A 23,258-nucleotide genomic window follows, 5' to 3' on the forward strand; every position below is an offset into this window, starting at 1 on the left:
TCGCAACTCGCAACTCGAAACAACTTGAAACTAGCAACCAGAAACTAGAAACTGTCTTCATGCTCGCTCCCTACGCCGCGCGCGTTGAACAGAGCCGCGGGCGGCGTCATCCCGAGGCTTCGCACCCCTACCGCACCGACTACCAGCGCGACCGCGACCGCGTTGTCCACGCGCGCGCCTTCCGCCGCCTCGAGGACAAAACCCAGGTCTTCACCCGCCGCTACTCTGACCACTTCCGCAACCGCTTGACCCACACCATCGAGGTGGCGCAGATTTCGCGCACCATCGCCGCACAACTCGGGCTGGAGGTGGACCTGGTCGAGGCGCTTGCGCTGGTTCACGACATCGGCCATCCGCCCTTCGGCCACGCCGGCGAAAAGGCGCTCGACGCCGCCATGCGGGCCCACGGCTCCTTTTTCGACCACAACCTGCACGCGCTGCGCATCGTCGAGGACTTCGAGCAGCGCTACGCCGCCTTCCGCGGGCTCAACCTCACGTTTGAAGTCCGCGAAGGCATCATCAAGCACTCCCGCGATTGCAGCCCGCAGGAGTTTCCCGAGCTTGCCGAGTACCTGCTCGACCAGCGTCCGCCGCTGGAGGCGCAGCTCATTGACCTCACCGACGAGATCGCCTACAACACCGCCGACCTCGACGACGGCTACGAGGCCCACATCCTCAAACTCGAGGATATCCGCGCCGGCCTGCCCGTCTTCAATCGCTTTTACGAACAGGCGGAGGCGCGCTATCCGGCAGTCCGCGAGAAACTGAAATTCAACGAAGCGCTCAAGGCCGTGCTCGACCGCATGGTTTCCGACCTGATCTCGGCGGCATGCCGCCGCATCGACGAAGCCGGCGTGAAGTCGCTCGCCGACGTTCGCGCCTGCCCCACGCGCTTGGCCGGCTTCAGCGCTGAAGTCGAAACCGAGCGCCTTCAGTCGAAGTCATTTCTCCACGAAAAGCTCTATTACAGCGACGCACTGCGACCGGAAAAGTCCGGCGCCGAGCGCGTCGTGACCGAATTGTTCTCCTACTGGACGGCGCATCCCGAGTCGCTGCCCACGAGCTATCGCGAGCAGACCACCCGCGAGCCCGTGCACCGCATTGTTTGCGATTACATTGCCGGCATGACCGACAGCTTCATCCTCCACCAGCACCGGGAACTCTGTGGCAACGGTGGAAGCGCCGGGCTCTAGTAGTTCCTGGTCGGTTCCGCCCAGCCACCAGCGACCAACTACCGAAAACGTGAACTCAGCTAAAATCAAAAGCGATGAAGCCCACACCGTTCCTGCTTCTCCTGTTTGCGTCTTCCCTCTGCGTCGCTCAAAGCACCGCCGCCGTCCCCGTCACCAGGGAACCTCACCACCACCTCATTCTGGAGAACCAGTACACGCGCGTCTTCGATGTCACCGTCGCGCCCCACGAATCCACGCTCATGCACCGCCACGACAACGACTACGTTGCCGTCATCCTCTCGCCCTCCGAGATTCAGAACGCGGTCGAAGGCAAGCCCGTCACCACCGGACGCGCCGGACTGGGCGAAGTGCGCTTCGTCTCCGCACCCATGACTCACCGCCTCACCGACACCGGCGACAAGCCGTTTCGCAACATCACCATTGAAATTCTGCACAAGAAGTCACCCCAGGCGAACGTGCCCGCCACCGAGCGCGGCCTCGACGTCGGCCACGGCGGCATGAGCGACGTCGTCGTGGACAACCGCGAGGTGCGCGTACAGGAAGTGCAGATTGGCCCCGGCGGCATGCTGCACAAGCACACCCACAAGTTTCCTTTCCTGGTGGTGGCCATCAGCGACCTCGACCTGCACAACATGCCGCAAGGCAAGCCGGCGACCATGCTGCATCAGAAAGCCGGCGCGGTGAAATGGATCGGCGCCGGTTCCACCCACGAAATGATGAACATGGGCAAGCAGCAAGCCCACTTCATCGAGGTCGAATTCAAGTAGCGAATCGAGGAAACAGCCTGCCCAAAACGAAAGACAAGAACAAAGGCACGGAAGCCGCTCCGTGCCCTTTTCATTTCTTCATCCGTGAAAATCCGCGGCGATCGTGGCTACACTTTTGCCGTAGCCGGCTTCACCAACTCGATGATCGCCGGCACGCTGAACACTACCGCGCTGAACAATAGATCCGACACCACCTCGTTGCGGAAAAACGGCAGTGCGGCGGCATAGCACGCCGCCAGACCGCTGAGGTTGTGTGGGTACATGTTCCACACCAGCCACACCGCGAAGTTGCTGATGGCGAAAAACGACACCGCCGTCGCCAGGGCCGCGCCCGCGATCCGCGCCGGGCCGGCATTCCTACCCAGCAGCGTTCCCAACCCGACCACTGCCGCGTACCAGGCGATGGTGGCAAGATGATCGACCGTGTAGGGATACCCATAGACAAACTTGGTCAGCACGACATCGCTGCCCGCCAGCAGCAGCACTGGAATCCACGCCTGCTTCCGCGGACCGCGCGCCCCGAAAAACAACAGCGAGGCGCCCACCGGCGTGAAGTTCAGCCACATTTCAGGACGCAGCAGAAGCAGAAAACGGGTCGCAATGGCGAGAACCACAAACAGGTAAGCCAGCATGAATTCCTCCCCGATGTCAGGCGATGATTCTCATGCTGCGGGCGTTGAATCGTCAAGCGGAACCCGCCGCGGTCCCAGCTAATCCGGTTGCTGCGGCTGCGACCCGAACCACTCCGCCACCTCGTGCATGTTCGGGTCCAGCAGGACGCGCGCCCCCAGCGTGTGGTTGCGCCGGCGAACCAGGTCGGGATATTCGAAGCGCAGGTCGTAGAAGCGCACCACGTATCCCTTCTGCCCCGCTTCCGTGGGCTCGACTTCCACCACGGGATACTGTGCCCAGTCCAGGTACACCCGTCCCAGCCGCGTGTTCTTGGCAGCCTCGAGCACCGGCGTCTCCTCCCGCTTGTAGCGGGTTTCGCTGCGTGCCCCCGGATCCACCTCCGGCACAAGGGAATCCACGATCACGCGCTCGTAGAAGTTCTCCGTCTCCACCACCCCGTACCACTTGAACGGATTCAGGTAATAGGGAAACGCCGACACCCGCAGCGGCGCGGCCTCGTGATACAGCCGCGCGTCCAACGCCGCCACCGCGCGCCGATGCTGATAGTCCCGCACGCCCCAGAGCGCGACCATCAGCACTAGCGCGGTAATGGCTCCGCCCTGTCCCCGGGGACGCCGCCGCACCCCGATCTCCTCATTAATCAGCGCGAACAACGCTGGCAACGCCAGTCCCGCCAGAAAGAACGCGTACAGCAGCGGCTCGAAGATGAACACGATGTCCCACGAATACCACCTGTAGGAGAACGGCTCGAACGGCCGCACCCCGTAGTTGTTGGTGAAATCCAGCAGGATATGGCTCAACGCGGCAATCAGCGCGAACCCGTACAGCAGGCCCCAGCGCGGCGTTTTCGGCAGCACTGGACCCGTGGCCGCGCCCGCGGGCTCCGGTCCTCTCCTCCGTTTCACCAGCCACAGCAGGTAGACAAAGCCGATGACGAAGGCAGCGACAAACGGCGCTCCGACGAATGCGTGCGTGATCCCCCGGTGATGCGCGAAGCCATCAATTCGGCTCTTGAAGGACCAGACAACGTCGAGGTCGGCCGCTTCCGCCGCCAACACGCACGTGGTGGTCGCCAGCAGCGTCTTGCGGTTCAGCCCGGCGGCGCGCGAGATGCAGGCACCGGTCAGAAAATGGGTCAGCGGCTCCAAGCTGTACACAATATCAAAATCGTCCTGTCAACTGACTCCTGACTACCGGCTCCTGACTCACGCCTACATTCCCTGCGACGTACGCGGCCACCTTTCATCTCTGTAGTCGAAGGAATAATGAATAATAACGAGGAACTTATGTCCAAACCTGTCCCTGTCGGCGCCCGCGCCGAACTTGAAATGACGGTCGAGCTGAAAGACACGCTCACCGGCGTTCACCCCGAGCTTCCGCCAGTGCTTTCCACGCCACGAATGATCCGCCTCATGGAGGAGGCGTGCTTTCACGCGCTGCAGCCCTACGCCGAGGGTGACGAGATCACCGTCGGCACGCACATCAACGTCTCGCACAAGGCCGCCACCGGCATCGGCATCAAGGTGAAGGCCGAGGCGGTCATGGAATCCTTCGACGGTCGCTTCTACACCATGCGTGTCCGCGCCTGGGACGAGGACAACGAAATCGGCAGCGGCACCGTGAACCGCGCCTTCGTCGGCGTCGCCAAATTCATGTCGCGGGTGAAGAGCAAGGGTGCATAGTCGTCGGGCTCACGCACACACTAAAGCTCTCGTTGCCTTTGGTCCTTCCATGCAGGTCTGAAGCCCTGCTCCACCCGATTACTGGTCTGATCTCACTACCGCCCACACCCGTCAATTACAATCAACCCTTCCATGCCCTTCTGCTTCGACATCCTGGCCCGGTCCGGGGCTGCCCGCCGCGCGCGCATGTCCACCGCGCACGGCCCGGTCGAGACTCCGGTTTTCATGCCCGTCGGCACGCAGGCGACGGTGAAAGCGGTCCCGCAGGACGTGCTCGAAGAACTAGGCGCACAGATCATTCTCGGCAACAACTACCACCTCTATCTGCGGCCCGGGGCAGAGCAGATTCGCTCTCTCGGCGGCCTGCACCGTTTCATGAGCTGGGAGCGCGCCCTACTCACCGACTCCGGCGGATTCCAGGTCTGGAGCCTGAGCGAGATGCGCAAGCTATCCGACGAGGGCGTCGAATTTCGCTCGCACCTCGACGGTTCGCTGCATTTCTTCACCCCGGAATCGGCAACGGCCTCGCAGATTGCCCTCGGCGCTGACATCATCATGGCCTTCGACGAGTGCACGGAATACCCCACCGATCACCAACACGCGCGACAGTCCATGGAGTTGACCCTCAGGTGGGCCGAGCGCTGCAAAAAGGCTGCAGGCTGCAGGCTCCAGGCTTCAGGCGAACCAAGCGGAGAACCTGAAGCCTGGAGCCTGGAGCCTGGAGCCCCTGCCCTCTTTGCCATCGTCCAAGGCGGGATGCACCCCGACCTGCGCCGCGAGTGTGCCCTGCGCCTGGTGGATATGGATTTTCCCGGCTACGCCATCGGCGGCCTCAGCGTCGGCGAGCCGCGTGCGCTCACCCGCGAGATCGTGGAATCCACGCTGGAGCATCTGCCCACGGACAAGCCTCGCTACCTCATGGGCGTGGGCACGCCGGAAGAGATCGTCGAATACGCCGCGCTCGGCGTGGACATGATGGACTGCGTGCATCCCACGCGCGCCGCCCGCCACGGCTTGCTGTTCACTTCCGAGGGCAAGATCAACATCAAGGGCGCCCGCTACGCCGCCGATCCGGGTCCGCTCGACCCCAATTGCTCCTGCCGCGTCTGTGCCCGCTACTCGCGCGCCTACTTGCGCCACCTGTTTTCCACCCATGAGGTGCTCGGACAGGTGCTGAACTCCATCCATAATCTGGCCTACTACCTTGACACCATGAAACGGGTGCGGCATTCTATAGAACTTGGGGAATTCAGTAGTTCTCTTTCTGCTCTCCGGCCGCAGACTTTGAACTCCCCTGCTCGTACCCAAAGGGAAGATCCGACTATCGCCCCATCGCGAGAATAAGCGGCTGGGGTTCCCGGGATCCGTCGGTTTTTGATGATCGTTCGGCCGCGCGGGTGCCGACCTGTAGGGCGGAGCCGCGACAGCGCGCCGCTGGAGCTTGCCCTGAGCGAAATCGCGAGGCGCGCAATGGGTGGTGGCTGGAACGCTGCCCCAGATATCCGGCGCATAAGAATGCGCAGGAGGAGATTTGCACGATTTGACATCGCAAGTAATGGTAATGGCCCTGGCCCAGGGCTCTTCAGGCGGCCGCGGAAGCTCCCTGGTGACGTTTGCTCCCCTGGTCCTGATCTTTGTCATCTTTTACTTCCTGCTGATTCTTCCTCAGCAGAGACGACAAAAGAAGTGGCAGCAGATGTTAAGCGAGCTGAAGACGGGGGACCGCGTGGTGACCAGCGGCGGACTGCGCGGCACGGTGATCGCTTTGCGCGATGATTCCATCCACTTGCGCGTCCCGCCCGACAATTTGCGCCTGGAAGTCAGCCGCAGCTCGATCGTTTCCGTCACCTCGGGCGAAGAGACGAAGACCAGTGGTTAACGTATCAGGGCGCGACTTCAGTCGTGCCGGACTGAGCTAGAAGGAATCGGGGCTTCAGCCCCTGCCGAATGTACGCGGCGTTAGCCGCCGAGGTTTTTTGGCCATCGACCATCGAGGGCCGACCATCGACTGACATGAATAAGACTCTACTCTGGAAATCCATCTTCATCGTTGCCGTGCTGCTGGTCTTTCTCTTCGGCATTGTCGGGCTACCGGGCGGGTTCAGTGGCCCCGCCCTGAAGACCGCCGTTCTGGAGCGCATTCACCTCGGACTCGATCTGAAGGGCGGAACCCACCTCATCCTGCAGGTGATGGTCAACGACGCGGTCAACGCCGATAGCGACCGCGCCATCGAGCGGCTGAAGGATAGCCTGAAGAAAAAGGGCATCGCTTACTCCGACCTCACCAAGCCGGACCCGCAGAACGCTCCCGACCGCATCGCCATCAAGGGCGTGCCGCCGGAGTCGGCCGCCGACCTGCGTGACATTGTCAGCAACCAGTTACCGGAATACGATCTCTCTTCCGGCGCGGAAAATTCCTGGACGCTGGCCATGAAGGCGCAATCGCTCACCGAGCTGAAGAATCGTTCCGTCGCGCAGGCGATCGAGACCATCCGCAACCGCATTGACCAGCTCGGCGTCAGCGAGCCGGTGATCGAGGAGCACGGACTCGGCCAGTACCAGATCCTGGTGCAGCTGCCGGGTGTCGACGATCCCGCGCGCGTCAAGCAGATCATGCAGTCCACCGCCATGCTGGAAATCCGCCAGTCGCTGGCCGGACCCTTCCCCAGCGAGCAGGACGCGCTGGCCTCCAAGAACGGCATCCTGCCTCCCGACTCGGTGCTGATGCAGGGCCGCTCCATCGGCGCCCGCAGCAGTGATCCGACGCAGTCGGCCTGGTACATCATTACGCGCGCCTCGGCCGTTACCGGGCGCGATTTGCGCAGCGCGGAGCCCACCCGCGACGAGAACAACCGTCCCGCCGTCCGTTTCCTGCTGACCGGCGAAGGCGGACGCCGTTTCGCCAGCTTCACCGGCAGCCACGTCGGGGAGCAATTGGCCGTCGTGCTGGATAACAAGGTCCAGGAAGTAGCCACCATTCAGGAACAGATTCACGATGAAGGCCGCATCACCGGCGCCTTCACCGAGGAGCAGGCCAAGGACCTGGCCATGGTGCTGCGTTCCGGCGCGCTGCCCGCTGGCATCCGTTATCTCGAAGTTCAATTTGCTCATCCTGCTCGGATTCCTCGGCTTTAGCGGGGCCACGCTTACCCTGCCCGGCATCGCCGGCGTGATTCTGACGGTCGGCATGGGCGTGGATTCCAACGTGCTGATTTTCGAACGCATCCGCGAGGAGCTGCGCAACGGCAAGACCGCGCCTTCGGCGGTGGAACAGGGCTTCGGCCGCGCCTGGATCACCATCGTGGACACTCACGTCACGACCATTGTCTCGGCGTTCATCCTGTTTATCTTCGGCACCGGGCCGGTGAAGGGATTCGCGGTGACGCTGACCTTCGGCCTGCTGGCCAACCTATTCACTGCCGTGTTCGTGTCGCGGGTGATCTTCGACGCGCATCTCAACAACCTGAAGCGCGGCGAGGTGCTGAGCATTTAGTCGACGGTCTGCGGTCGACGGCTGACGGCCTCGATCGCGGCCCGAATGAAACTTGAATTTTGCAGATTGGGCCGTCGACCGTGGACCGTCGACCGCCGACAAGGGAAACAATGGAGTTCTTTCGCAACCCGAACATACATTTCCTGAAGTACAAGTGGTACTTCCTCGCTTTTTCTTTGATCTTCAGCGTGGCCGGCGTGCTCAGCATGACCTTCTGGCACGGCGTCCCGCTGGGCGTGGACTTCCGCGGCGGCACCTTGGTGTACGTGAAATTCACCCACCCGCCGGACAATAACCAGATCCGCGCCGAACTGGACCGCACCGGCTTGAAAAATGCCCGCATCCAGCGCATCGGCGAGCTTGCCACCAACGAGGTTCTGATCGCCCTCGACATCAAGGAGACCAGCGAAGCGGCGCTCGACCAGGGCAAGAACCAGATCATCAACGCCCTGCAACCGCCCAATCCGCCCGCCGGCAAGCAGGACCTGAACAACGCCGGCAGCCAGAGTATCCAGGACTATTTGATGTCGAAGGACCCGCTGCACCTGGGCACCGACGCCGCCCAGCGCTACGCGGCACTGGCCCAGCAGATCCTGCAAGTCCGCAACAAGGATCGCGGCGGCGCCATCGCTTCCCTTGACGATCTCAGCCGCGCCGGCATTCCCGCGCCCGTCGTCCAGTCCCTGAACGAAGGCTTCTTTACCTCCGACTTCGGCGTGCGCAACGTCGAAATCGTCGGTCCGCAGGTCGGAAAGCAGCTCCAGACCCAGGCCAAGCTGGCGATCCTGTACTCGCTGGCGGGCATGCTGGTTTACCTGTGGTTTCGCTTCGAGCTGATTTACGGCGTCGCCGCCGTGGTCGCCTGCTTCCACGACACGCTGATCACGGTCGGCGCCTTCTCCTTGTTGGGCAAGGAAATCTCCCTCACCGTCATCGCCGCCATCCTTACCCTGGTGGGATATTCGATGAACGATACCATCGTGGTATTTGACCGAATCCGGGAGAATGTTAAACTGCTCCGCCGCGAATCGCTGGCCGAGATCGTAGACCGCAGCATCAACCAGACGCTGAGCCGGACGGTGCTGACCTCCGGTTTAACTTTTCTGACGGTGCTCTCGCTCTACCTGTTCGGCGGCGAAGTGCTCCATGGTTTTAGCTTGGCCCTGGTCATTGGCATCATCATCGGGACGTATTCCTCGATTTTCATCGCGTCCCCCATGTTGGTGGCGTACCAGGATTGGCGTTTGCGAAGGGCGCGCGGATTGGCGGCGCCGGTGCCTGTCCCGGCGCAGCAACGCCGCGAAAAGGTCCGCAGTTAGTATTGAATTTCTGTGCGGCTTTAGCCGCCTAAGCTTTTCGGCCATCGACCATCGACTGCATGGCAGTTCTGGTCCAGAAGAAGTGGGAGCAAAACTCGGGGGTCCGGTGTCTAAACTTACGCAAGCAGAAAATACCGGAGAATAGGCCATGTTTGAAGACAGCCTTATCGAATCGGGACGGAGGCTGAAGAGCAAGCGGGGGGCGACTACACTCCTGTCGTTCGTGCTGCAAGCTCTTCTGCTGGGAATCCTGGTCCTGATTCCTCTGATCTATACCGAAGCGCTGCCCAAGCAGCAATTGATGACGTTTCTGGTAGCGCCTCCTCCGCCTCCACCTCCGCCTCCGCCGGCTGCGATGGCGGTCAAGGTCGTCAAGCAGGTGGTCAGTGAAATCGCCAATGGCCAGTTGCGCACCCCGACCAAGATCCCTGAGAAAGTGCAGATGATCAAGGAAGAGGAAGCCCCGCCTCCGGTTTCCGGCATCGGTGGCGTTGTGGGCGGCGTCCCGGGCGGTGTCCCGGGTGGGTCGATGGGTGGCGTGATTGGCGGCATCATCGGCTCCACCCCGGTGGCGGTGCCCAAGGCGGCGACACCGGTGCGGGTGCGAGTGTCGCAGGGGGTGTCGCAAGGTTTGCTCATCCACCAGGTTAAGCCGGCTTATCCGCCGCTGGCGCGACAGGCCAGAATCCAGGGTTCGGTGGTGCTGCAGGCCGTCATCGCCAAGGACGGCACCATCCAGGGCTTGCATGTCGTTAGCGGCCACCCCATGCTGACTACGGCGGCGGTGGATGCCGTCAAGCAGTGGCGCTACAAGCCCTACTTCTTGAATGGCGAGCCGGTTGAGGTGGAGACGCAGATCACGGTGAATTTCACCCTAGCCGGTTGATCCGGTTTTCTCTCTGCGCCGAGCAACGAGATCGGGGCCGCGCCACCTTGGCCGGCCCACTTGCGCGGGGATCGTGGCCGCCCCCAGCTTCGCCGGCAGGCGACGGCGTAGCTTGGAGGCAGCGGGACGCTGAGCGTCCTACCCCCACTCCCCGGGTTGGTTCGCAATCGCGCCTGATCAGCAGTTCTGAGGAGGAATAAGCAACTCATGCTCGTAGCACTGGCAACTCTCTTTTACACACACGTGCCCACCATCGCGCTGGCCATCTTCCAGGAGGGCGAGATTTCCTGGGACCCCATCTCGCTGTGGAAGCAGATGGGACTGCTGGCGAAAATCGTGGTCATTATCCTGTTCATCATGTCCGGCTGGTCCATCGGCGTGATGATCGACCGCTGGATGGCGTTCAGCGCCGCCCGCAAGCAGTCGCGCGCATTCGCTCCCGCGGTTGCCGGCGCCCTGCGCGAAGGCAAGATTGACGAAGCCATCCGCGTCGCCGAGCGTAACAAAAAGAGCCACCTGGCCAAGGTGGTCACTGCTGGCCTGCAGGAATTCAAGGCGCACGGAGAATCCACCGAGATTCCCGGCGAGCAGATTGAAGCCAGCAAGCGTGCCCTGGAGCGTGCCGAAGCGATCGTTCACGCCGAACTCAAGCGCGGTCTGGGCGGGCTGGCCACCATCGGCGCCACCTCACCCTTCGTCGGCCTGTTCGGCACCGTGGTCGGCATCATCAACGCCTTTAAGGGCATCCAGTCGCAGAAGGCGACCGGTCTGGGCGCTGTCGCCGGCGGTATTTCGGAAGCGCTGGTCACGACCGCCATCGGGCTGTTTGTCGCCATCCCCGCGGTGATGATGTACAACTACCTGTCCGGCCGCGTGGAGGCGTTTGACGTGGAGATGGATAACTCCTCCAGCGAGCTGGTGGACTATTTCCTGAAGCGCCGCAACGCCGCCCGCCGCTAACCGGGGTGGCGCAGGGCTTTAACGAAGTACGTGGTTCGATGCGAGCATAGTTGCTTGTCCCTCCTCGCGGTTGCTCCACCCATCCGCCTGCTTTTGGCGGAGGGCGGGCGACAGGGGGGAGGGACAAACGACCTTCGCTTCGGGAGATCGCGCAGGAGACTCACGTTATGGCAATCGCAAAAAAAGCAATGGCGGTCAACTCCACCATCAATGTCACCCCCATGGTGGACGTGATGCTGGTGCTGCTGATCATTTTCATGGTGATTACGCCCATGTTGCAGCACGGTGTCAGCGTTGATCTGGCTAAGACCAACAACCCGGTGCAGATGCCGGATGCTGACAAGGAAGACGCACTCCTGGTCGCCGTCACCCGCGACGGCAAGGTCTTCTTTGGTAGCGACCAGATCTCGCCCGACCAGCTTACCAACAAGATCAAGGACAAGCTGGTCAGCCGTGTCGACAAGCGTGTCTTTATCAAGGCCGATGCGCGCACCAAGTATGGCAATGTGGTGGAAGTTGTGGACAACGTCCGCGCCGCCGGGGTGGACCAGTTGGGTCTGCTCACCGAGCAGCGCAAGATGGGCGCTCCCGCTCCGCCGCCGAGCGCGCCGGCCGCAGCCGCTCCCACCGGCGGCCAATAGGAATTTATTGCGCCGGGTTGTAGGCGCCGTTTCAGTCTGCCCTTTTCGCAGTTCGGGTCAACTGAAACTGAAACTCGAAACTGAGACTGTTCTTCGATTTTAGAGAGGATTTCTTTATGTCAATGGCAGTTGGAGGACCGGGAAGCGGTCCCTCGGCAGACATGAACGTCACCCCGCTGATCGACGTCCTGCTGGTGCTGCTGATCATTTTCATGGTCATCACCCCGCTGACGCCCAAGGGGCTGGACGCGCTTGTCCCGCAGCCGCCCAAGGACCAGAAGGCGCAGCCGCCGTCCACCGACCGCACCGTGGTGGTGCAGGTCATCAAGACCGGGGGACAGCCCGCGCTTAAGATCAACCAGGAAGACGTTACCTGGGACAAGCTCCAGGGACGGCTGGAAGAAATCTACAAGACCCGCGCCGAGAAGGTGATGTTCGTCAAGGCCGACACCGACCTCGCCTTTGCCGACGTCGCCCAGGTGATCGACATCTCGCACTCGGCCGGCGTGGACAAGGTTGGCTTGATCACCGCCAAGATCGAGGCCGGCAACTAGTTCTTCCCGGAAGGGCACGGCGGAACCCGTCCCGAGCTAAGCGAGGGAACCGTGCCGTCCGAGCTTGCAATGACAAAGACGGCTTTAGCCGCGGCGGTCTTTGGCCATCGACCTTCGACCATCGCTTTATGGAGAGACCACTGATGAACCGAGGCGCACGAGTACTGGCGTTCGCCGCCATAGTCCTGGCTCTGTTTACGCTCGCCGGCTGCAACAAGCTGCGCGCGCGCGACCAGCTCAACAAGGGCGTACAGGCATATAAGAACGCAAAATACGAAGAGGCAATCGAGAAGTTCAAGAACGCGGTTGCCCTCGATCCGTCGCTGATTAATGCCCGCCTTTATCTTGCCACTGCCTATGCCCAGCAATACATCCCGGGCGCCGACACGCCAGACAATAACCGCATGGCGGAGCAGGCGATCAACGAGTACCAGGACGTGCTCAAGATGAAGGCCAACGATCTTAACGCCATCAAGGGCATCGCCTATCTCTACCTGCAGATGAAGAAGTTCGACAAGGCCCAGGAGTACTACCGAAAGGTCATCACCGTCGATCCCAACGATCCCGAGGCCTATTACTCCGTCGCCGTGATTGACTGGACCCAAACTTACCAGCCACGCATGGAGCTGAAGGCCAAGCTCGGCCTCAAGCCCGACCAGGCCATCTCCGACAAGAAGGCCTGCGAAGAGCTCAAGGGCAAGAGCCAGGAAGTCGTCAAGGACGGCATGACCATGCTGGAGAAGGCCATTTCTCTTCGGCCCGACTACGACGACGCCATGGCTTACTTGAATCTGATGTGGCGCGAACAGGCCGACATCGAGTGTGGCGATCCCAAGGCCCGCGAGGAGGACCTGAAGAAGGCTGACGAATGGGTCAAGAAGACCATGGCTACCAAGGCCGCTAAAGCCGAAAAACAGCAGGGCCCCGGCGGCATCGTCATGGAGAAGAAAGACTGACGGCCAACATGCCGGCCTTTGGATGAGCCGGCCCTTCGATGACATGTTGGAGCGCGCTCGCTCTGGAGCGCGTTTATTTCTGCTCGCAATTCGCAACTCGCAACTCATCATTCGCATCTTGCTCTACAATGTTCCACATCTCACTCCGGCGCAGCCTGTGGGAGCGGCGCCCGCGGAGGTTCCCTGCATGTCAGCTCAAACGCATCCTCTGCCCCAGCCGTCAGCTCAAGCGCAGCCCTCGCCCATGCTGTTCTTTGAAACCATCAACGGCTACCAGCGCAGCGCCGCCGTCAAGGCCGCCATTGAGCTGGAGCTGTTCACCGCCATCGGTGAAGGCGCTACCACCCCCGAAGCCATCGCCCTCCGCTGCCAGGCGTCGGTCCGCGGCGCTCGTATTCTTGCCGACTACCTCACCGTCCTCGGATTCATCGCCAAGCATCACGGCCACTACGCTCTGACTCAGGACTCCGCCGTCTTCCTCGACCGCCGTTCGCCCGCCTATATCGGCGCCGCCATCGGATTCCTCACCGATGAGCGCCTCAAGGAAAACTTCGACGACCTCACTACATGCGTGCGCCTGGGCCGCACCGTCGCCGGCGACGAAGGCACCATGTCGCTCCAGAATCCCATCTGGCTGGAGTTCGCCCGCTCCATGGGCAGATTGCAATCCCGCCCCGCCGAGGAGGTGGCGCAACTGCTCCGCGTAGATGCCGCCTCCAAGCTCAAGGTGCTCGACATCGCCGCCGGCCACGGCATGTATGGCATCACCGTGGCGCGCCATAACCCGCACGCCGCTGTGGTTGCCGTGGACTGGCCCGGCGTCTTGCTCATTGCCCGCGAGAATGCCGAAGCCGCCGGCATCGCCGATCGCTGGCGTCCCCTGCCCGGCAGCGTCTTTGAGATCGACCTCGGAACCGGCTACGACCTCGCCCTCGTCACCGGCTTCCTGCACCACTTCGACCCACCGACCAACGCAGCCCTGCTACGCAAGATCAGGAACTCGCTCGCGCCCCGCGGCCGCGTCGCCATCGTCGAGTTCGTTCTCGACGACGATCGTGTCACTCCGCCGCCCGCTGCCCTGTTCCCCATGACCATGCTGGTCACAACCCGCTCCGGCGACGCCTACACCTTCGCCGAGTACAGCCAGATGATCGCCAACGCCGGCTTTACTTCGTGCGAACTGCACGATATCCCCAACAACTTCCAGCGCCTGATCGTGGCCAACGTTTGATGTGGCGCGGGCGCCTGATGTGACGCGGGCGCTCTCGCCCGCGAACAAGAAATGCCTACACATCCCGCAGGGCCGGTGCCTGCCGGCAACTGAAAGCAAAGGAAGGTAGGCATCCGCCGCTGCCGACAGACGAAAACCGGCAGCCTACTCCATCACTCCCGCGCTTGCATTACAATCTCCGGGGCACCCCTATGTTCAAGAAGATCCTGATCGCCAATCGCGGCGAGATCGCCGTGCGCGTCCTCCGCGCCTGCCGCGAGATGGGCATCCGCTCCGTCGCCGTCTTCTCCGAGGTCGACCGCGCCTCCCTCCACGTGCGCAAGGCCGACGAGGCCTACCACATCGGCCCCGCCACCGCCAGCGAGTCCTACCTGAACATCGACAAGATCCTCGACGTCGCCCGCCGCAGTGGCGCCGAAGCCATCCATCCCGGTTACGGCTTCCTCTCCGAAAACGCGCGCTTCGCCCAGGCCTGCTCGGATGCCGGCATCAAGTTCATCGGCCCGACCGCCGCCTCCATGGAAGCCATGGGCTCCAAGACGCGCGCCCGCCAGGCCATGGAAAAAGCCGGCGTGCCCTTCGTCCCCGGCTCCTCGCGCGGCCTCGACTTCGGCGAGACCCACAAGGTGGCCGAAAACATCGGCTATCCTGTGATGCTGAAAGCGGCGGCCGGCGGCGGCGGCAAGGGCATGCGCCTGGTGCGCTCCGCCGCCGAACTGCGCTCCGCCTTCGATGGTGCCACCAGCGAGGCCAAGCGCTCCTTCGGCGATGACGAGGTCTACGTCGAGAAGTACATCGAGAACCCGCGCCACATCGAAATGCAAATCCTCGCCGACGAGCACGGGCACACCGTCTATCTCGGCGAGCGCGAATGTTCCGTGCAGCGCCGCCACCAGAAGGTGCTGGAAGAATGCCCTTCCCCCATCGTGCCTCCGGAAATGCGCCGCAACATGGGAGAGATTGCGGTGCGCGTCGCCCATGCCGCCGGCTACACCAACGCCGGCACCGTGGAATTCCTGGTTGACCAGCAGCGCAATTTCTATTTTCTCGAGATGAACACGCGCCTGCAGGTCGAGCACCCCGTCACGGAACTGGTCACTGGCCTCGACCTCGTTCACCTGCAAATCCGCATCGCCGCCGGACAACCGCTGCCCTTCCGGCAGGAAGACATCGTGCTGCGCGGCCACGCCATCGAGTGCCGCATCTACGCCGAGGATCCGGACAACAATTATTTTCCCAGCCCCGGGCTCATTTCGCTGCTGGAAATTCCCGCCGGACCCGGCATCCGCCGCGATACCGGAATTTACGAGGGCTGGATGGTGCCCATCGAATACGATCCGCTGCTCGCCAAGCTCGTCGGCTACGGCGCCGACCGCGAGCAGGCCATCCACCGCCTGCAACGCGCCCTCTACGAATACGTGGTCGCCGGCATCAAGACCAACATCACGCTCTTCCAGCGTATCCTGATGGACCCGGATTTCCGCGCCGGCAAGCTCGACACCGGATTTCTGGATCGCCTGCTCAGCAAGCCCGCGCCGCCGCCAGGCCTCGACGATGGCGTGGACCGCACCGCCGAGCGCGAGCGCGTCGCCGCCCTCGCCGCGGGAATCTTCGCTGCCGTGGAAAGCGCCGCCCCAAAACCTGCCAACGGCGCCGCCGCGAACGGCACGGCTCCGACGAAGACTTCGGCATGGAAACAAGCGGCGCGGGTCGAGGCACTGCGTAACGTCTGAGAAATAATATGAATTGGGCCGATCAACTCGCGCTTGGCACTTGGCAGGGTAAAGAGAAATTTCCCCAGCGGTTGCCCCACCCTTGTCTCGCCCGGGCTTGGCGAGATGGGGTGGGGATTTGCATTGCTGCCAAAGGCCAACAGCCACCGACGACCGATAACTGAGAACCGAGAACCGAGAACCGACAACGTGGTTTACGAGATCTCCATCGACGGCAAGCCCCATAAGCTCGAACTCGAGCGCGAGGGCAATCGCTGGACCTGCCACCTGGACGGCGAGACCATCCGGGCCGACGCCGTCCTGCCCAAGCACGACGTCGTTTCCATCATCATCGCCGGCACGCACTACGAGGTGAAGCGCGAGCGCACTGCCACCGACGTGCATTACTGGGTCAAGAATTCCCGCTTCGCCGTCGAAGTCCGCGATCCGCGCTCGCTGCGCAGCCGCAAAGCCGCCGCCGCCTCGGGTGAAGGCCCGCAAAAGCTGCTCGCGCCCATGCCGGGAAAAGTCGTGCGCGTCATTCTCGCGGCCGGCAGCGAGGTCGAGGCCGGCCAAGCCGTGCTCGTCGTCGAAGCCATGAAGATGCAGAACGAACTCAAGTCACCCAAGAAGGGTACCGTCAAGCAGGTGATGGTCGCCGAAGGCGCCTCCGTCACCGCCGGCGAAGTCCTCGCCATCGTGGAATAGCCCCGGCCCGCGTGGATGTAATCGCGGGTGCCCTCGCCCGCGAAATTCGCGCGATGCTAGGGACTTCGAACCGATGCGATCAACACTGACCGCTGACTGCCGCTGGCCACTGACCACTCCCCTTTGTCATTCCGAACGGCTTCAGCCGTGAGGAATCTGCTGTTCCTGAAGCCTGAAGCCTGAAGCCTGTTTTTCCACCACTAATCCACAGTCATTCCGATTGATTTCGCGCTGCACTCAGCCCACAATGGATTTTCCTTTCATGCGCGCCTATCTCTCAGGACCCATCGAATACTCGCCTGATCGCGGCAAAGGCTGGCGCGAGCAAATCACGCCGTTTCTCCGCGCTCTCGGGCATGAGGTCTACGATCCCGCCGCTGACGAGAAGAAGAACCTCACTGACGAAGAGGTCCTGGAATTCCGCAACTGGAAGACGGCCGACCTGGCGCGTTTTCAGGCCACCATGCGCAAGATCATCATCTGGGACCTGGATTGGATCCAGACCCGCTGCGACTACGTCATCTGCTACTGGACGCGGCTGCCGCACGCGGCGCCGGCACCCAGGGCGAGCTTACCTTCGCGTATCGCTGCGGCATCCCTGCGTATCTCGTGCTCGGCATGCCGGTGCGCGTGGTCAGCGGCTGGATTTTGGGTTGCGCCGGCAAGGTCTTTGACAACTTCGGGGAATTGCAGTCGTTCCTGACCCGCACCTACTCGCAGCGCTACGCCGTCAACATCGCCAAGGAGGTGCAGGCCATCGCGGCGCGGCGCCTGCCGATCGCGGATTGATGCTGAGTTGTGAGTAAGATTCGAGGTCTGAGTGCGCGTCGATAGTCGTTCGTCGTTCGCAACTTCTGGGGATTCACCGTGGATCTTTGCCAGACGTGACCAACGACTAACGGCCAACGATGGTGTTGGACCAAGGACGCTGGGTTTTTTGCTGAGAGCTGATAGCTTCCATGAATTTCGCCAAGGGCAGTCTGGGCTGGATTGAAGTGGTTTGCGGGCCGATGTTCAGCGGCAAGAGCGAGGAACTGATCCGCCGCCTGCGCCGCGCCGAGATCGCGCGCCAGCGCGTGCAGATTTTCAAGCCCGCGTTCGACGACCGCTATTCTAACGACCACATCGTCTCCCACAGCGAGCTGAAAATCCGCTCCGTGCCGGTGAAAGACGCTGCCCAGCTTGAATCCCGTCTCGACCTGCGCACCGAGGTCATCGGCATTGACGAAGCGCAATTCCTCGGCGCCGAACTGGTGGAGGTCGTCGTCCGCCTCGCCGACATGGGCAAGCGCATCGTCATCGCCGGCCTCGACACCGACTACCTCGGCCGCCCCTTCCACCCCATGCCCGAGCTGCTCGCCGTCGCCGATGAGATCACCAAGACCCTCGCCATCTGCATGCAGTGCGGCAATCCCGCCAAGCATACCCAGCGGCTGGTCGCCAGCGAAGATCTGATCGTGGTGGGTGCGGCCGGCATGTACGAAGCCCGCTGCCGCCGCTGCTTCGAACCCAATCTCGCCAGGCAGGAAGTCGAGCGCGCCGCGGCAAAGGCCTGAATATCTGCTTACGGAATCGTGCCCAGAGTCTGGAGAATGGTCTCGAGGTGCCCCACGCTTCTGTAGTCGGTGTCGTTCTCGGTGATGAATTCGATCCCGTACGTGTAGCCAGAACGGTTGCGGACAAATCCCCTGACCCTGATGGGCTGCCCAGCATAGGGAGGCGTGAACTCAACCGCGACTTGCTCGTGGAGAGACACTTCAATTCCGGCAAAGACCGCCATCCCACCGAAATTTAGTTCTTTGCCGCGACCGTGCGCGATGGCAACTTTTGTTGGTCGCTGCGCGATCAGCCGAACCGGCACATCGATTTTGTAACGCGGCCATCGGCGGATGGTCGCAAAACCGTCTTGAGGAAAGACGACTTGGATGCCCATACTGGTCGCTACAGTCTACGCCTTCCGAGCAGCACGGGAAGGTTACCGAAGTGGTGAGACCGCTGGATCCATCCCGCCTTGTCACTCCCATCCCTCCCGCCAGCTCCGATAACACCTCCACCCGAACCAGAACACCGTGCCCATCATCCCCGCCCAGGCGAGCTTGAACACCGCGGCGGCGATGCGCGTGTCGTACTGCAGCACCCCGAAGCGCGAGAACAGGTTGTACCAGTCGTGCATGGAGGGGTCGGGCATCTCGTCGCCGCTGAACGATCCGCCGCCGATGGCGATGTAGGTGAGCGCCCGCGCCCTCGCGTCGCCCATGTACTTGGCGACGTAGAGCAGGTTTTCGAACACGATCAGCAGAAACAGCGCGTAGCCCACAGCCTGCCGCCGCACATGAAACGCCAGCGCCAGCAGCAGCGGCACCAGCAGTTGCAGGATGGTCCCGCCGGCCACGCCCAGGAATTCGCCAAAGTGCCCGAACAGGGCGTGTCCGCCTTCGTGCACCACCGCGTTGCCGGAGTCGAGGAAGAGGAAGTCGCCGCCTTCCTTGCCTATCGCGTACCACAGAAAGAAGACGAAGAAGAGCATCCATCCGATGGCTTCCACCTTCGACAGCGTCAGCCATTCCGCCTGCCACACCTGGCGCAGGTAGTCGCAAAAATCGCGGAACCACTCGATGACTTGGCGCATGGAAGATTGGCGGAGATTTTAGAACAGTTTCGGCTTCGGTTGGGAGTTGGAGGTGACGGGCGGGTAGTCCGTGGCCGGTAGTCGGTAGTCCGGTGTTGGGGCGAACGCATGTGGTGTCTGCCTCGATTGCGCTGCCCTCGTCGGCGCAGGCGTTGATGGTGAAGGTGGGCGCAGATGGTTGTTCAGTGTCTTCCTCGGGGCATTGCAATTGTTCGAGCATCGCCTGCAGCATGGATTTCTGGTCGGCGAGGTCGTCGGTGCCGGTGAGCTCCTGAGTTTCCTGCTGCAGGCGCTTGAGGGTCATATACCCCTCTGGGGGTGTGTGAGTAGTGGAATCAATTGTTTAGCCACGGTATACCGTCGAAAACTCACGGTTACCGTTGGGAGCTAGTGGTCAGTGGCTGGTGGCCAGTGACGAGTAAATGTGGTAGCGACCGGGGGGAGGAAGCAGCGTTATGGAAGAGTCGGAGATGATATGGCCCCTATTCCTAGCTTAGCAAGTTGGAGGCGTAAACCCGCCACATACGGCGGCGATATATTTGATTGATTTTCAGCGGGTTAGGGGGAAATCTAGGTTTTGGGGGGTTGACAAGAAGGGCGGCGGATCGCTGCGGGAGGGTGCAGCAGCAGGCGGCGAACAGCCCAGCCAAGGAAAACTGCCTTGTGTGGGGCACGGGACGACCGCAATGCCTATGGACACGAGGTTGTTGGAATGATAGCGGCGCAGGTGCCGGGCTAAGTCAATCCCACTGGCATTACAAGCGTCGGGAAAACACTAGTATCGGCAAATGGCACCCGTTGCGTTAGACCGAATTAGACCGAATTAGGAAGTTCCCGGATGGGATCATCGCACGTCAACCCGAACCAGTTTCTGCATTGCATATTCGCCGTCTATTCGCCTATGCTGATGCTCGCAGAAGATATCCGCAACAGGTAGGAGTTTTGCACACAAGTAGCAGTTGCGGCGGCCTTGGCGATACGTTTAGATGGAGAGGATTCGTTTCTGCAACCGAATGCGATCTATCGTGGTGACGCTCGCGAACTCCTCCCACGAGTCGAGCCTAACAGCATTGCGTGCAGCATCTGGTCACCTCCCTATTTTGTCGGCAAGTCATATGAGGAATACCTTACGACGTATCGCGAGTGGCGCGACTTGCTGGAGGAAGTCGTTGGGCTGCATTTTCCGATCATTCGACCCGGCGGATTCGTGGTCATCAACATCGCCGATATCCTCTGCTTCGCCGATTCTGGAATGCCACGAATTCAAGCTGAGACCGTCAACCAGCGGCGATCGCCCGTCACACGAGAGGACGTATTGAAGGCAAGAGCTAGGTTTCCGAACTACAACCGCGATCAACTGGCAACCTTACTCGGCTGCAGCGAGCAAACGATTGATCGTCGGTTGAACGGCAACAACATTCGGGGTGGAAAGTATGCGACTCAAACCCGAGTGAAGCTTGTCGCACCCGCGGTCGAAAGGTGGGCGCGGCGCGCGGGTTTCTACGTATACGACCGTCGTGTGTGGGTCAAAGACCCGTGCTGGAAGAATTCCGAGTGGCACAGCTCCTCATACCGTGCGGTGGATGAATTTGAATACATATATTTCTTGTGGAAACCCGGAGCCACGACTGTGGACCGGAGCCGCCTCAGTCCTGGTGAATGGGCAAAATGGGGCTCCCGTGCTGCATGGTACATTCCGTCGGTCCGAGCAAATGACGATCACGAGGCTAAGTTTCCGCTAGAACTGCCGCGTCGCATCATTCGAATGCTCACTGCACCTGGAGACATAGTTTTGGATTGCTTCGTCGGAAGTGGGACCACGGCAGTTGCTGCGATCGAAACGCGAAGACGATTCATCGGGATCGACAAGGTCGAGCGGTATGTCGAAATGGCCAGATACGCAGCTATTCAGTCCACTGAAATGCCACTGGAGGGTCAAGTCGAATATCCTGAACCCTCCAAGCTGCCATTTGCTGCAGCAGCGCAAAGCTTACCCGAACCCTAAAGTCCTCGCCGAGCGTTGGAGCGTCCCGTCCAGCCATCCAGAACGTCTGCTGAGCCGTCGGATTGTAGCGCGCTTGCAGCATTCCGCTTGGAATGCACGCCGCTCGAATCCTGTTCAACGCCCTTATTCCATTTACTTCTGAATACACGAACTTAACGATGATAGTTGTCGTCAGCATATCGCCTGTGGGATGCGGTACGGTCGTGGGGAGCATACCCGGAACGTCGACGGCGACACCGGCCCTAATGTGTCGGATACGCATTGACGTTTGCGACACCTGAAGCGTGGCGCTGTTTGCATCTCGCTCTGCTTTTGAATCGACGAACAGAGCTTGCCTTATCGCGTAATCTTCGTGAAAGACGTAGCGGGCTCGTTTGTAATCGACCTTGCCGAAAAGCCGAACAGGGTTCTTGGACACACCGAGCGTTTCCAGTGCTTCTTGCAGGACGTCTTCAGCAATGTCGGCTGGATCGTCTGGCTCCGCGGCAAAAATGAGTTGCGCCTCGGCTGAGAACGAGAGTAAGTATCCTCCGGCAGAGCCGGAGGCTTTACGGGTCGCGGGCCCCTCAAAGGGGCCTGATCGCGACCCAAAGTCAAAACCGCTCGCTCCAGGCAGTACGGGTGAAAGCTGTGCGCTTGCAAAACCGCCACGCACAGCCGGGGGAACTCCTAGTTGCATTAGCCTTCGCGTTGCCGCCGACGGGGTCACGGGTTTTTTTGAGCGCGCCCGCGAGCACGCCCGCAAGTTGGACCGCGGCCTCGCGCTTCCGCCGGAGATCACGGTTTCTTTTGCCAACGCCGCCGACATGATGCGCGTGCTGTCCACCCAGAGGGTCCGCCTGCTGCGGGCGGCGCGGCAGAAACCGTCGCCCGTATCCGATCTTGCGCTGCGCTTGCGGCGGGATGCGCGCGCCGTCAGCCGCGACGTGGAGTTGCTGGAACAGTTTGGGTTGGTGCGAACGCGGTACGAGAAAAATCCCGGGCACGGGAAGCGCCGGATCGTGGAATCGCGCGCCGCGAGATATCAACTGGTGGCGGCGATTTAGAGCGATGCCACGACGGAACCAGGGCTGAGGTGGGAGCGTGAGAACCTCAGTCGTGCCTACGGCACTGTTAGATTTTTCCCACTTTCCCCCGCCGCTGAAGCGGCGAGCTACCTTCAATCGCCCCGATGGGGCTGCGAGGTCCCAGGTACTTGCCACCCTGAAGCCCGTTTCATAGCGAGCACCCGTGTTCGTCGAACTGAGGCCCGGCGCTTCCAGCCGTGCCGTCCCTACTACGGGACTCGGAAATCTTCAATTGCAAGCTTTCCCAGGACTGCCGTCCTGGGCTACCAGCGTATCGTCCCTGCGGGACTCGGGAGGAGTTTTTGGCGGGAGCTTCCCCGGGACTCGCGCCCCCGGGCTATGAACTGGCGTCGCTTCGCGACTCGGCGCAGCGTCACCGGTACCTCCGCGGCTAAAAACCGAGATCCTTTTTGTGCCCTTTGCCGCACGGCTAAAGAGGCTGCGGAGAAGGTAGAAAAGCAGATTCCTCGCCGCGCCTTCCTCGCTCCGCTCAGTCGGCGCGGCTCGGAATGACAACAACTTAGGACGCGGTTGCGGCACGACTGAAGTCGTGCCCTGACGCAGGATCGAGTTGTTGAGCGCGCGGCGCCCCCAACACGCGGGCGAGTTGCTCGCGCCACATCTACACACACGCGGGGACCGTGTGCCAGACAGCTTGTGCCACACAAATGCCGCGACTCGCAACTAGAGCGGTTCCCGAGTAGATATACCCGCGAATGAGTGTTTGGACGTAAGCTGCTGGTGCTGGCGGTCTCTGCGAATACAGCTGATGGCACGAGCCTTTTCCGACGATCTGCGGCGGAGGATTTTGGTGGCGTACGC

General features: G+C 61.6%; 23 protein-coding genes and 1 pseudogene. 19 read left to right on the forward strand and 5 right to left on the reverse strand.

Annotation, left to right across the window (positions count from 1 at the left end):
* The first annotated feature begins 59 nt into the window (after window positions 1–59).
* On the forward strand, window positions 60–1,193 hold the full coding sequence (locus LAN64_07930; protein MBZ5567766.1) for a deoxyguanosinetriphosphate triphosphohydrolase: 1,134 nt from the start codon (window positions 60–62) through the stop codon (window positions 1,191–1,193).
* A 74-nt stretch (window positions 1,194–1,267) separates the two neighbouring features.
* Window positions 1,268–1,960, forward strand: a complete 693-nt coding sequence (locus tag LAN64_07935; GenBank protein MBZ5567767.1) for a hypothetical protein — start codon at window positions 1,268–1,270, stop codon at window positions 1,958–1,960.
* A 107-nt stretch (window positions 1,961–2,067) separates the two neighbouring features.
* On the opposite strand, the gene LAN64_07940 is transcribed toward LAN64_07935, so the two are convergent.
* Together LAN64_07940 and LAN64_07945 are read right to left on the reverse strand one after the other, a co-directional pair.
* Window positions 2,068–2,592 carry a hypothetical protein gene (locus tag LAN64_07940; GenBank protein ID MBZ5567768.1) on the reverse strand — a complete coding sequence of 175 codons (525 nt, stop codon included), beginning with the start codon at window positions 2,590–2,592 and terminating at the stop codon, window positions 2,068–2,070.
* 78 nt (window positions 2,593–2,670) lie between these two features.
* Window positions 2,671–3,741: a metal-dependent hydrolase gene (locus tag LAN64_07945; protein ID MBZ5567769.1), complete on the reverse strand. Its 1,071-nt coding sequence runs from the start codon at window positions 3,739–3,741 to the stop codon at window positions 2,671–2,673.
* A gap of 138 nt (window positions 3,742–3,879) precedes the next feature.
* Between LAN64_07945 and LAN64_07950 the strand changes: the two genes are divergently transcribed.
* The 15 genes and pseudogenes from LAN64_07950 to LAN64_08020 all read left to right on the forward strand — a co-directional run bounded on the left by LAN64_07950 (window position 3,880) and on the right by LAN64_08020 (window position 18,291).
* Window positions 3,880–4,275: a thioesterase family protein gene (locus tag LAN64_07950; protein ID MBZ5567770.1), complete on the forward strand. Its 396-nt coding sequence runs from the start codon at window positions 3,880–3,882 to the stop codon at window positions 4,273–4,275.
* Window positions 4,276–4,407: 132 nt separating this feature from the next.
* A complete protein-coding gene (gene tgt, locus LAN64_07955; GenBank protein MBZ5567771.1) occupies window positions 4,408–5,619 on the forward strand; it encodes a tRNA guanosine(34) transglycosylase Tgt in 1,212 nt (403 codons plus the stop codon).
* 211 nt (window positions 5,620–5,830) lie between these two features.
* Entirely contained in the window at window positions 5,831–6,154 is a 324-nt protein-coding gene (gene yajC / locus LAN64_07960) for a preprotein translocase subunit YajC (protein MBZ5567772.1), read from the forward strand.
* A gap of 134 nt (window positions 6,155–6,288) precedes the next feature.
* Window positions 6,289–7,768, forward strand: a pseudogene (locus tag LAN64_07965) (protein translocase subunit SecD).
* 110 nt (window positions 7,769–7,878) lie between these two features.
* Entirely contained in the window at window positions 7,879–9,087 is a 1,209-nt protein-coding gene (secF, locus tag LAN64_07970; GenBank protein ID MBZ5567773.1) for a protein translocase subunit SecF, read from the forward strand.
* A 148-nt stretch (window positions 9,088–9,235) separates the two neighbouring features.
* Window positions 9,236–9,973, forward strand: a complete 738-nt coding sequence (locus LAN64_07975) for a TonB family protein (protein ID MBZ5567774.1) — start codon at window positions 9,236–9,238, stop codon at window positions 9,971–9,973.
* Between the two features lie 207 nt (window positions 9,974–10,180).
* Window positions 10,181–10,933: a MotA/TolQ/ExbB proton channel family protein gene (locus LAN64_07980; protein ID MBZ5567775.1), complete on the forward strand. Its 753-nt coding sequence runs from the start codon at window positions 10,181–10,183 to the stop codon at window positions 10,931–10,933.
* Between the two features lie 167 nt (window positions 10,934–11,100).
* On the forward strand, window positions 11,101–11,574 hold the full coding sequence (locus LAN64_07985) for an ExbD/TolR family protein (GenBank protein MBZ5567776.1): 474 nt from the start codon (window positions 11,101–11,103) through the stop codon (window positions 11,572–11,574).
* Window positions 11,575–11,690: 116 nt separating this feature from the next.
* A complete protein-coding gene (locus LAN64_07990) occupies window positions 11,691–12,128 on the forward strand; it encodes a biopolymer transporter ExbD (protein MBZ5567777.1) in 438 nt (145 codons plus the stop codon).
* A 143-nt stretch (window positions 12,129–12,271) separates the two neighbouring features.
* Window positions 12,272–13,084, forward strand: a complete 813-nt coding sequence (locus tag LAN64_07995; GenBank protein ID MBZ5567778.1) for a tetratricopeptide repeat protein — start codon at window positions 12,272–12,274, stop codon at window positions 13,082–13,084.
* A gap of 187 nt (window positions 13,085–13,271) precedes the next feature.
* On the forward strand, window positions 13,272–14,315 hold the full coding sequence (locus LAN64_08000; protein ID MBZ5567779.1) for a methyltransferase domain-containing protein: 1,044 nt from the start codon (window positions 13,272–13,274) through the stop codon (window positions 14,313–14,315).
* 191 nt (window positions 14,316–14,506) lie between these two features.
* A complete protein-coding gene (accC, locus tag LAN64_08005) occupies window positions 14,507–16,048 on the forward strand; it encodes an acetyl-CoA carboxylase biotin carboxylase subunit (protein MBZ5567780.1) in 1,542 nt (513 codons plus the stop codon).
* Between the two features lie 189 nt (window positions 16,049–16,237).
* Window positions 16,238–16,735, forward strand: a complete 498-nt coding sequence (locus LAN64_08010) for an acetyl-CoA carboxylase biotin carboxyl carrier protein subunit (GenBank protein MBZ5567781.1) — start codon at window positions 16,238–16,240, stop codon at window positions 16,733–16,735.
* 492 nt (window positions 16,736–17,227) lie between these two features.
* Window positions 17,228–17,524 carry a hypothetical protein gene (locus tag LAN64_08015; protein MBZ5567782.1) on the forward strand — a complete coding sequence of 99 codons (297 nt, stop codon included), beginning with the start codon at window positions 17,228–17,230 and terminating at the stop codon, window positions 17,522–17,524.
* Window positions 17,525–17,694: 170 nt separating this feature from the next.
* Window positions 17,695–18,291: a thymidine kinase gene (locus tag LAN64_08020; GenBank protein ID MBZ5567783.1), complete on the forward strand. Its 597-nt coding sequence runs from the start codon at window positions 17,695–17,697 to the stop codon at window positions 18,289–18,291.
* 8 nt (window positions 18,292–18,299) lie between these two features.
* Here LAN64_08020 and LAN64_08025 read toward each other — a convergent pair whose 3' ends face one another.
* Together LAN64_08025 and LAN64_08030 are read right to left on the reverse strand one after the other, a co-directional pair.
* The gene (locus LAN64_08025; protein ID MBZ5567784.1) at window positions 18,300–18,668 is read right to left on the reverse strand and encodes a PilZ domain-containing protein; all 369 of its coding nucleotides are present in this window, start codon (window positions 18,666–18,668) and stop codon (window positions 18,300–18,302) included.
* An 81-nt stretch (window positions 18,669–18,749) separates the two neighbouring features.
* Window positions 18,750–19,364, reverse strand: a complete 615-nt coding sequence (locus LAN64_08030; protein ID MBZ5567785.1) for a hypothetical protein — start codon at window positions 19,362–19,364, stop codon at window positions 18,750–18,752.
* A gap of 970 nt (window positions 19,365–20,334) precedes the next feature.
* Between LAN64_08030 and LAN64_08035 the strand changes: the two genes are divergently transcribed.
* Window positions 20,335–21,369 (forward strand): site-specific DNA-methyltransferase, encoded by a 1,035-nt coding sequence (locus LAN64_08035; protein ID MBZ5567786.1) that lies wholly within the window; start codon window positions 20,335–20,337, stop codon window positions 21,367–21,369.
* Here LAN64_08035 and LAN64_08040 read toward each other — a convergent pair.
* Window positions 21,269–22,024 carry a BglI family type II restriction endonuclease gene (locus LAN64_08040; protein MBZ5567787.1) on the reverse strand — a complete coding sequence of 252 codons (756 nt, stop codon included), beginning with the start codon at window positions 22,022–22,024 and terminating at the stop codon, window positions 21,269–21,271. The two genes, LAN64_08035 and LAN64_08040, sit on opposite strands and share 101 nt — an antisense overlap.
* Window positions 22,025–22,115: 91 nt before the next feature.
* On the opposite strand from LAN64_08040, the gene LAN64_08045 reads away from it, so the two are divergent.
* Complete coding sequence (locus LAN64_08045) at window positions 22,116–22,415, forward strand: MarR family transcriptional regulator (GenBank protein ID MBZ5567788.1); 300 nt, start codon at window positions 22,116–22,118, stop codon at window positions 22,413–22,415.
* The last annotated feature ends 843 nt before the right edge of the window (window positions 22,416–23,258 follow it).

This window comes from Terriglobia bacterium, from assembly GCA_020073185.1.
In the GTDB taxonomy this organism is placed as follows: Bacteria; Acidobacteriota; Terriglobia; order Terriglobales; family Acidobacteriaceae; genus JAIQGF01.

What these genes read in the sequence shown, in the direction of transcription:
- LAN64_07930 (MBZ5567766.1), top strand. Translation starts at nt 60, where the DNA reads ATGCTCGCTCCCTACGCCGCGCGCGTTGAACAGAGCCGCGGGCGGCGT.
- LAN64_07935 (MBZ5567767.1), top strand. Translation starts at nt 1,268, where the DNA reads ATGAAGCCCACACCGTTCCTGCTTCTCCTGTTTGCGTCTTCCCTCTGC.
- LAN64_07940 (MBZ5567768.1), bottom strand. Translation starts at nt 2,592, where the DNA reads ATGCTGGCTTACCTGTTTGTGGTTCTCGCCATTGCGACCCGTTTTCTG.
- LAN64_07950 (MBZ5567770.1), top strand. Translation starts at nt 3,880, where the DNA reads ATGTCCAAACCTGTCCCTGTCGGCGCCCGCGCCGAACTTGAAATGACG.
- tgt (MBZ5567771.1), top strand. Translation starts at nt 4,408, where the DNA reads ATGCCCTTCTGCTTCGACATCCTGGCCCGGTCCGGGGCTGCCCGCCGC.
- yajC (MBZ5567772.1), top strand. Translation starts at nt 5,831, where the DNA reads ATGGTAATGGCCCTGGCCCAGGGCTCTTCAGGCGGCCGCGGAAGCTCC.
- secF (MBZ5567773.1), top strand. Translation starts at nt 7,879, where the DNA reads ATGGAGTTCTTTCGCAACCCGAACATACATTTCCTGAAGTACAAGTGG.
- LAN64_07975 (MBZ5567774.1), top strand. Translation starts at nt 9,236, where the DNA reads ATGTTTGAAGACAGCCTTATCGAATCGGGACGGAGGCTGAAGAGCAAG.
- LAN64_07980 (MBZ5567775.1), top strand. Translation starts at nt 10,181, where the DNA reads ATGCTCGTAGCACTGGCAACTCTCTTTTACACACACGTGCCCACCATC.
- LAN64_07985 (MBZ5567776.1), top strand. Translation starts at nt 11,101, where the DNA reads ATGGCAATCGCAAAAAAAGCAATGGCGGTCAACTCCACCATCAATGTC.
- LAN64_07990 (MBZ5567777.1), top strand. Translation starts at nt 11,691, where the DNA reads ATGTCAATGGCAGTTGGAGGACCGGGAAGCGGTCCCTCGGCAGACATG.
- LAN64_07995 (MBZ5567778.1), top strand. Translation starts at nt 12,272, where the DNA reads ATGAACCGAGGCGCACGAGTACTGGCGTTCGCCGCCATAGTCCTGGCT.
- LAN64_08000 (MBZ5567779.1), top strand. Translation starts at nt 13,272, where the DNA reads ATGTCAGCTCAAACGCATCCTCTGCCCCAGCCGTCAGCTCAAGCGCAG.
- accC (MBZ5567780.1), top strand. Translation starts at nt 14,507, where the DNA reads ATGTTCAAGAAGATCCTGATCGCCAATCGCGGCGAGATCGCCGTGCGC.
- LAN64_08020 (MBZ5567783.1), top strand. Translation starts at nt 17,695, where the DNA reads ATGAATTTCGCCAAGGGCAGTCTGGGCTGGATTGAAGTGGTTTGCGGG.
- LAN64_08025 (MBZ5567784.1), bottom strand. Translation starts at nt 18,668, where the DNA reads ATGGGCATCCAAGTCGTCTTTCCTCAAGACGGTTTTGCGACCATCCGC.
- LAN64_08030 (MBZ5567785.1), bottom strand. Translation starts at nt 19,364, where the DNA reads ATGCGCCAAGTCATCGAGTGGTTCCGCGATTTTTGCGACTACCTGCGC.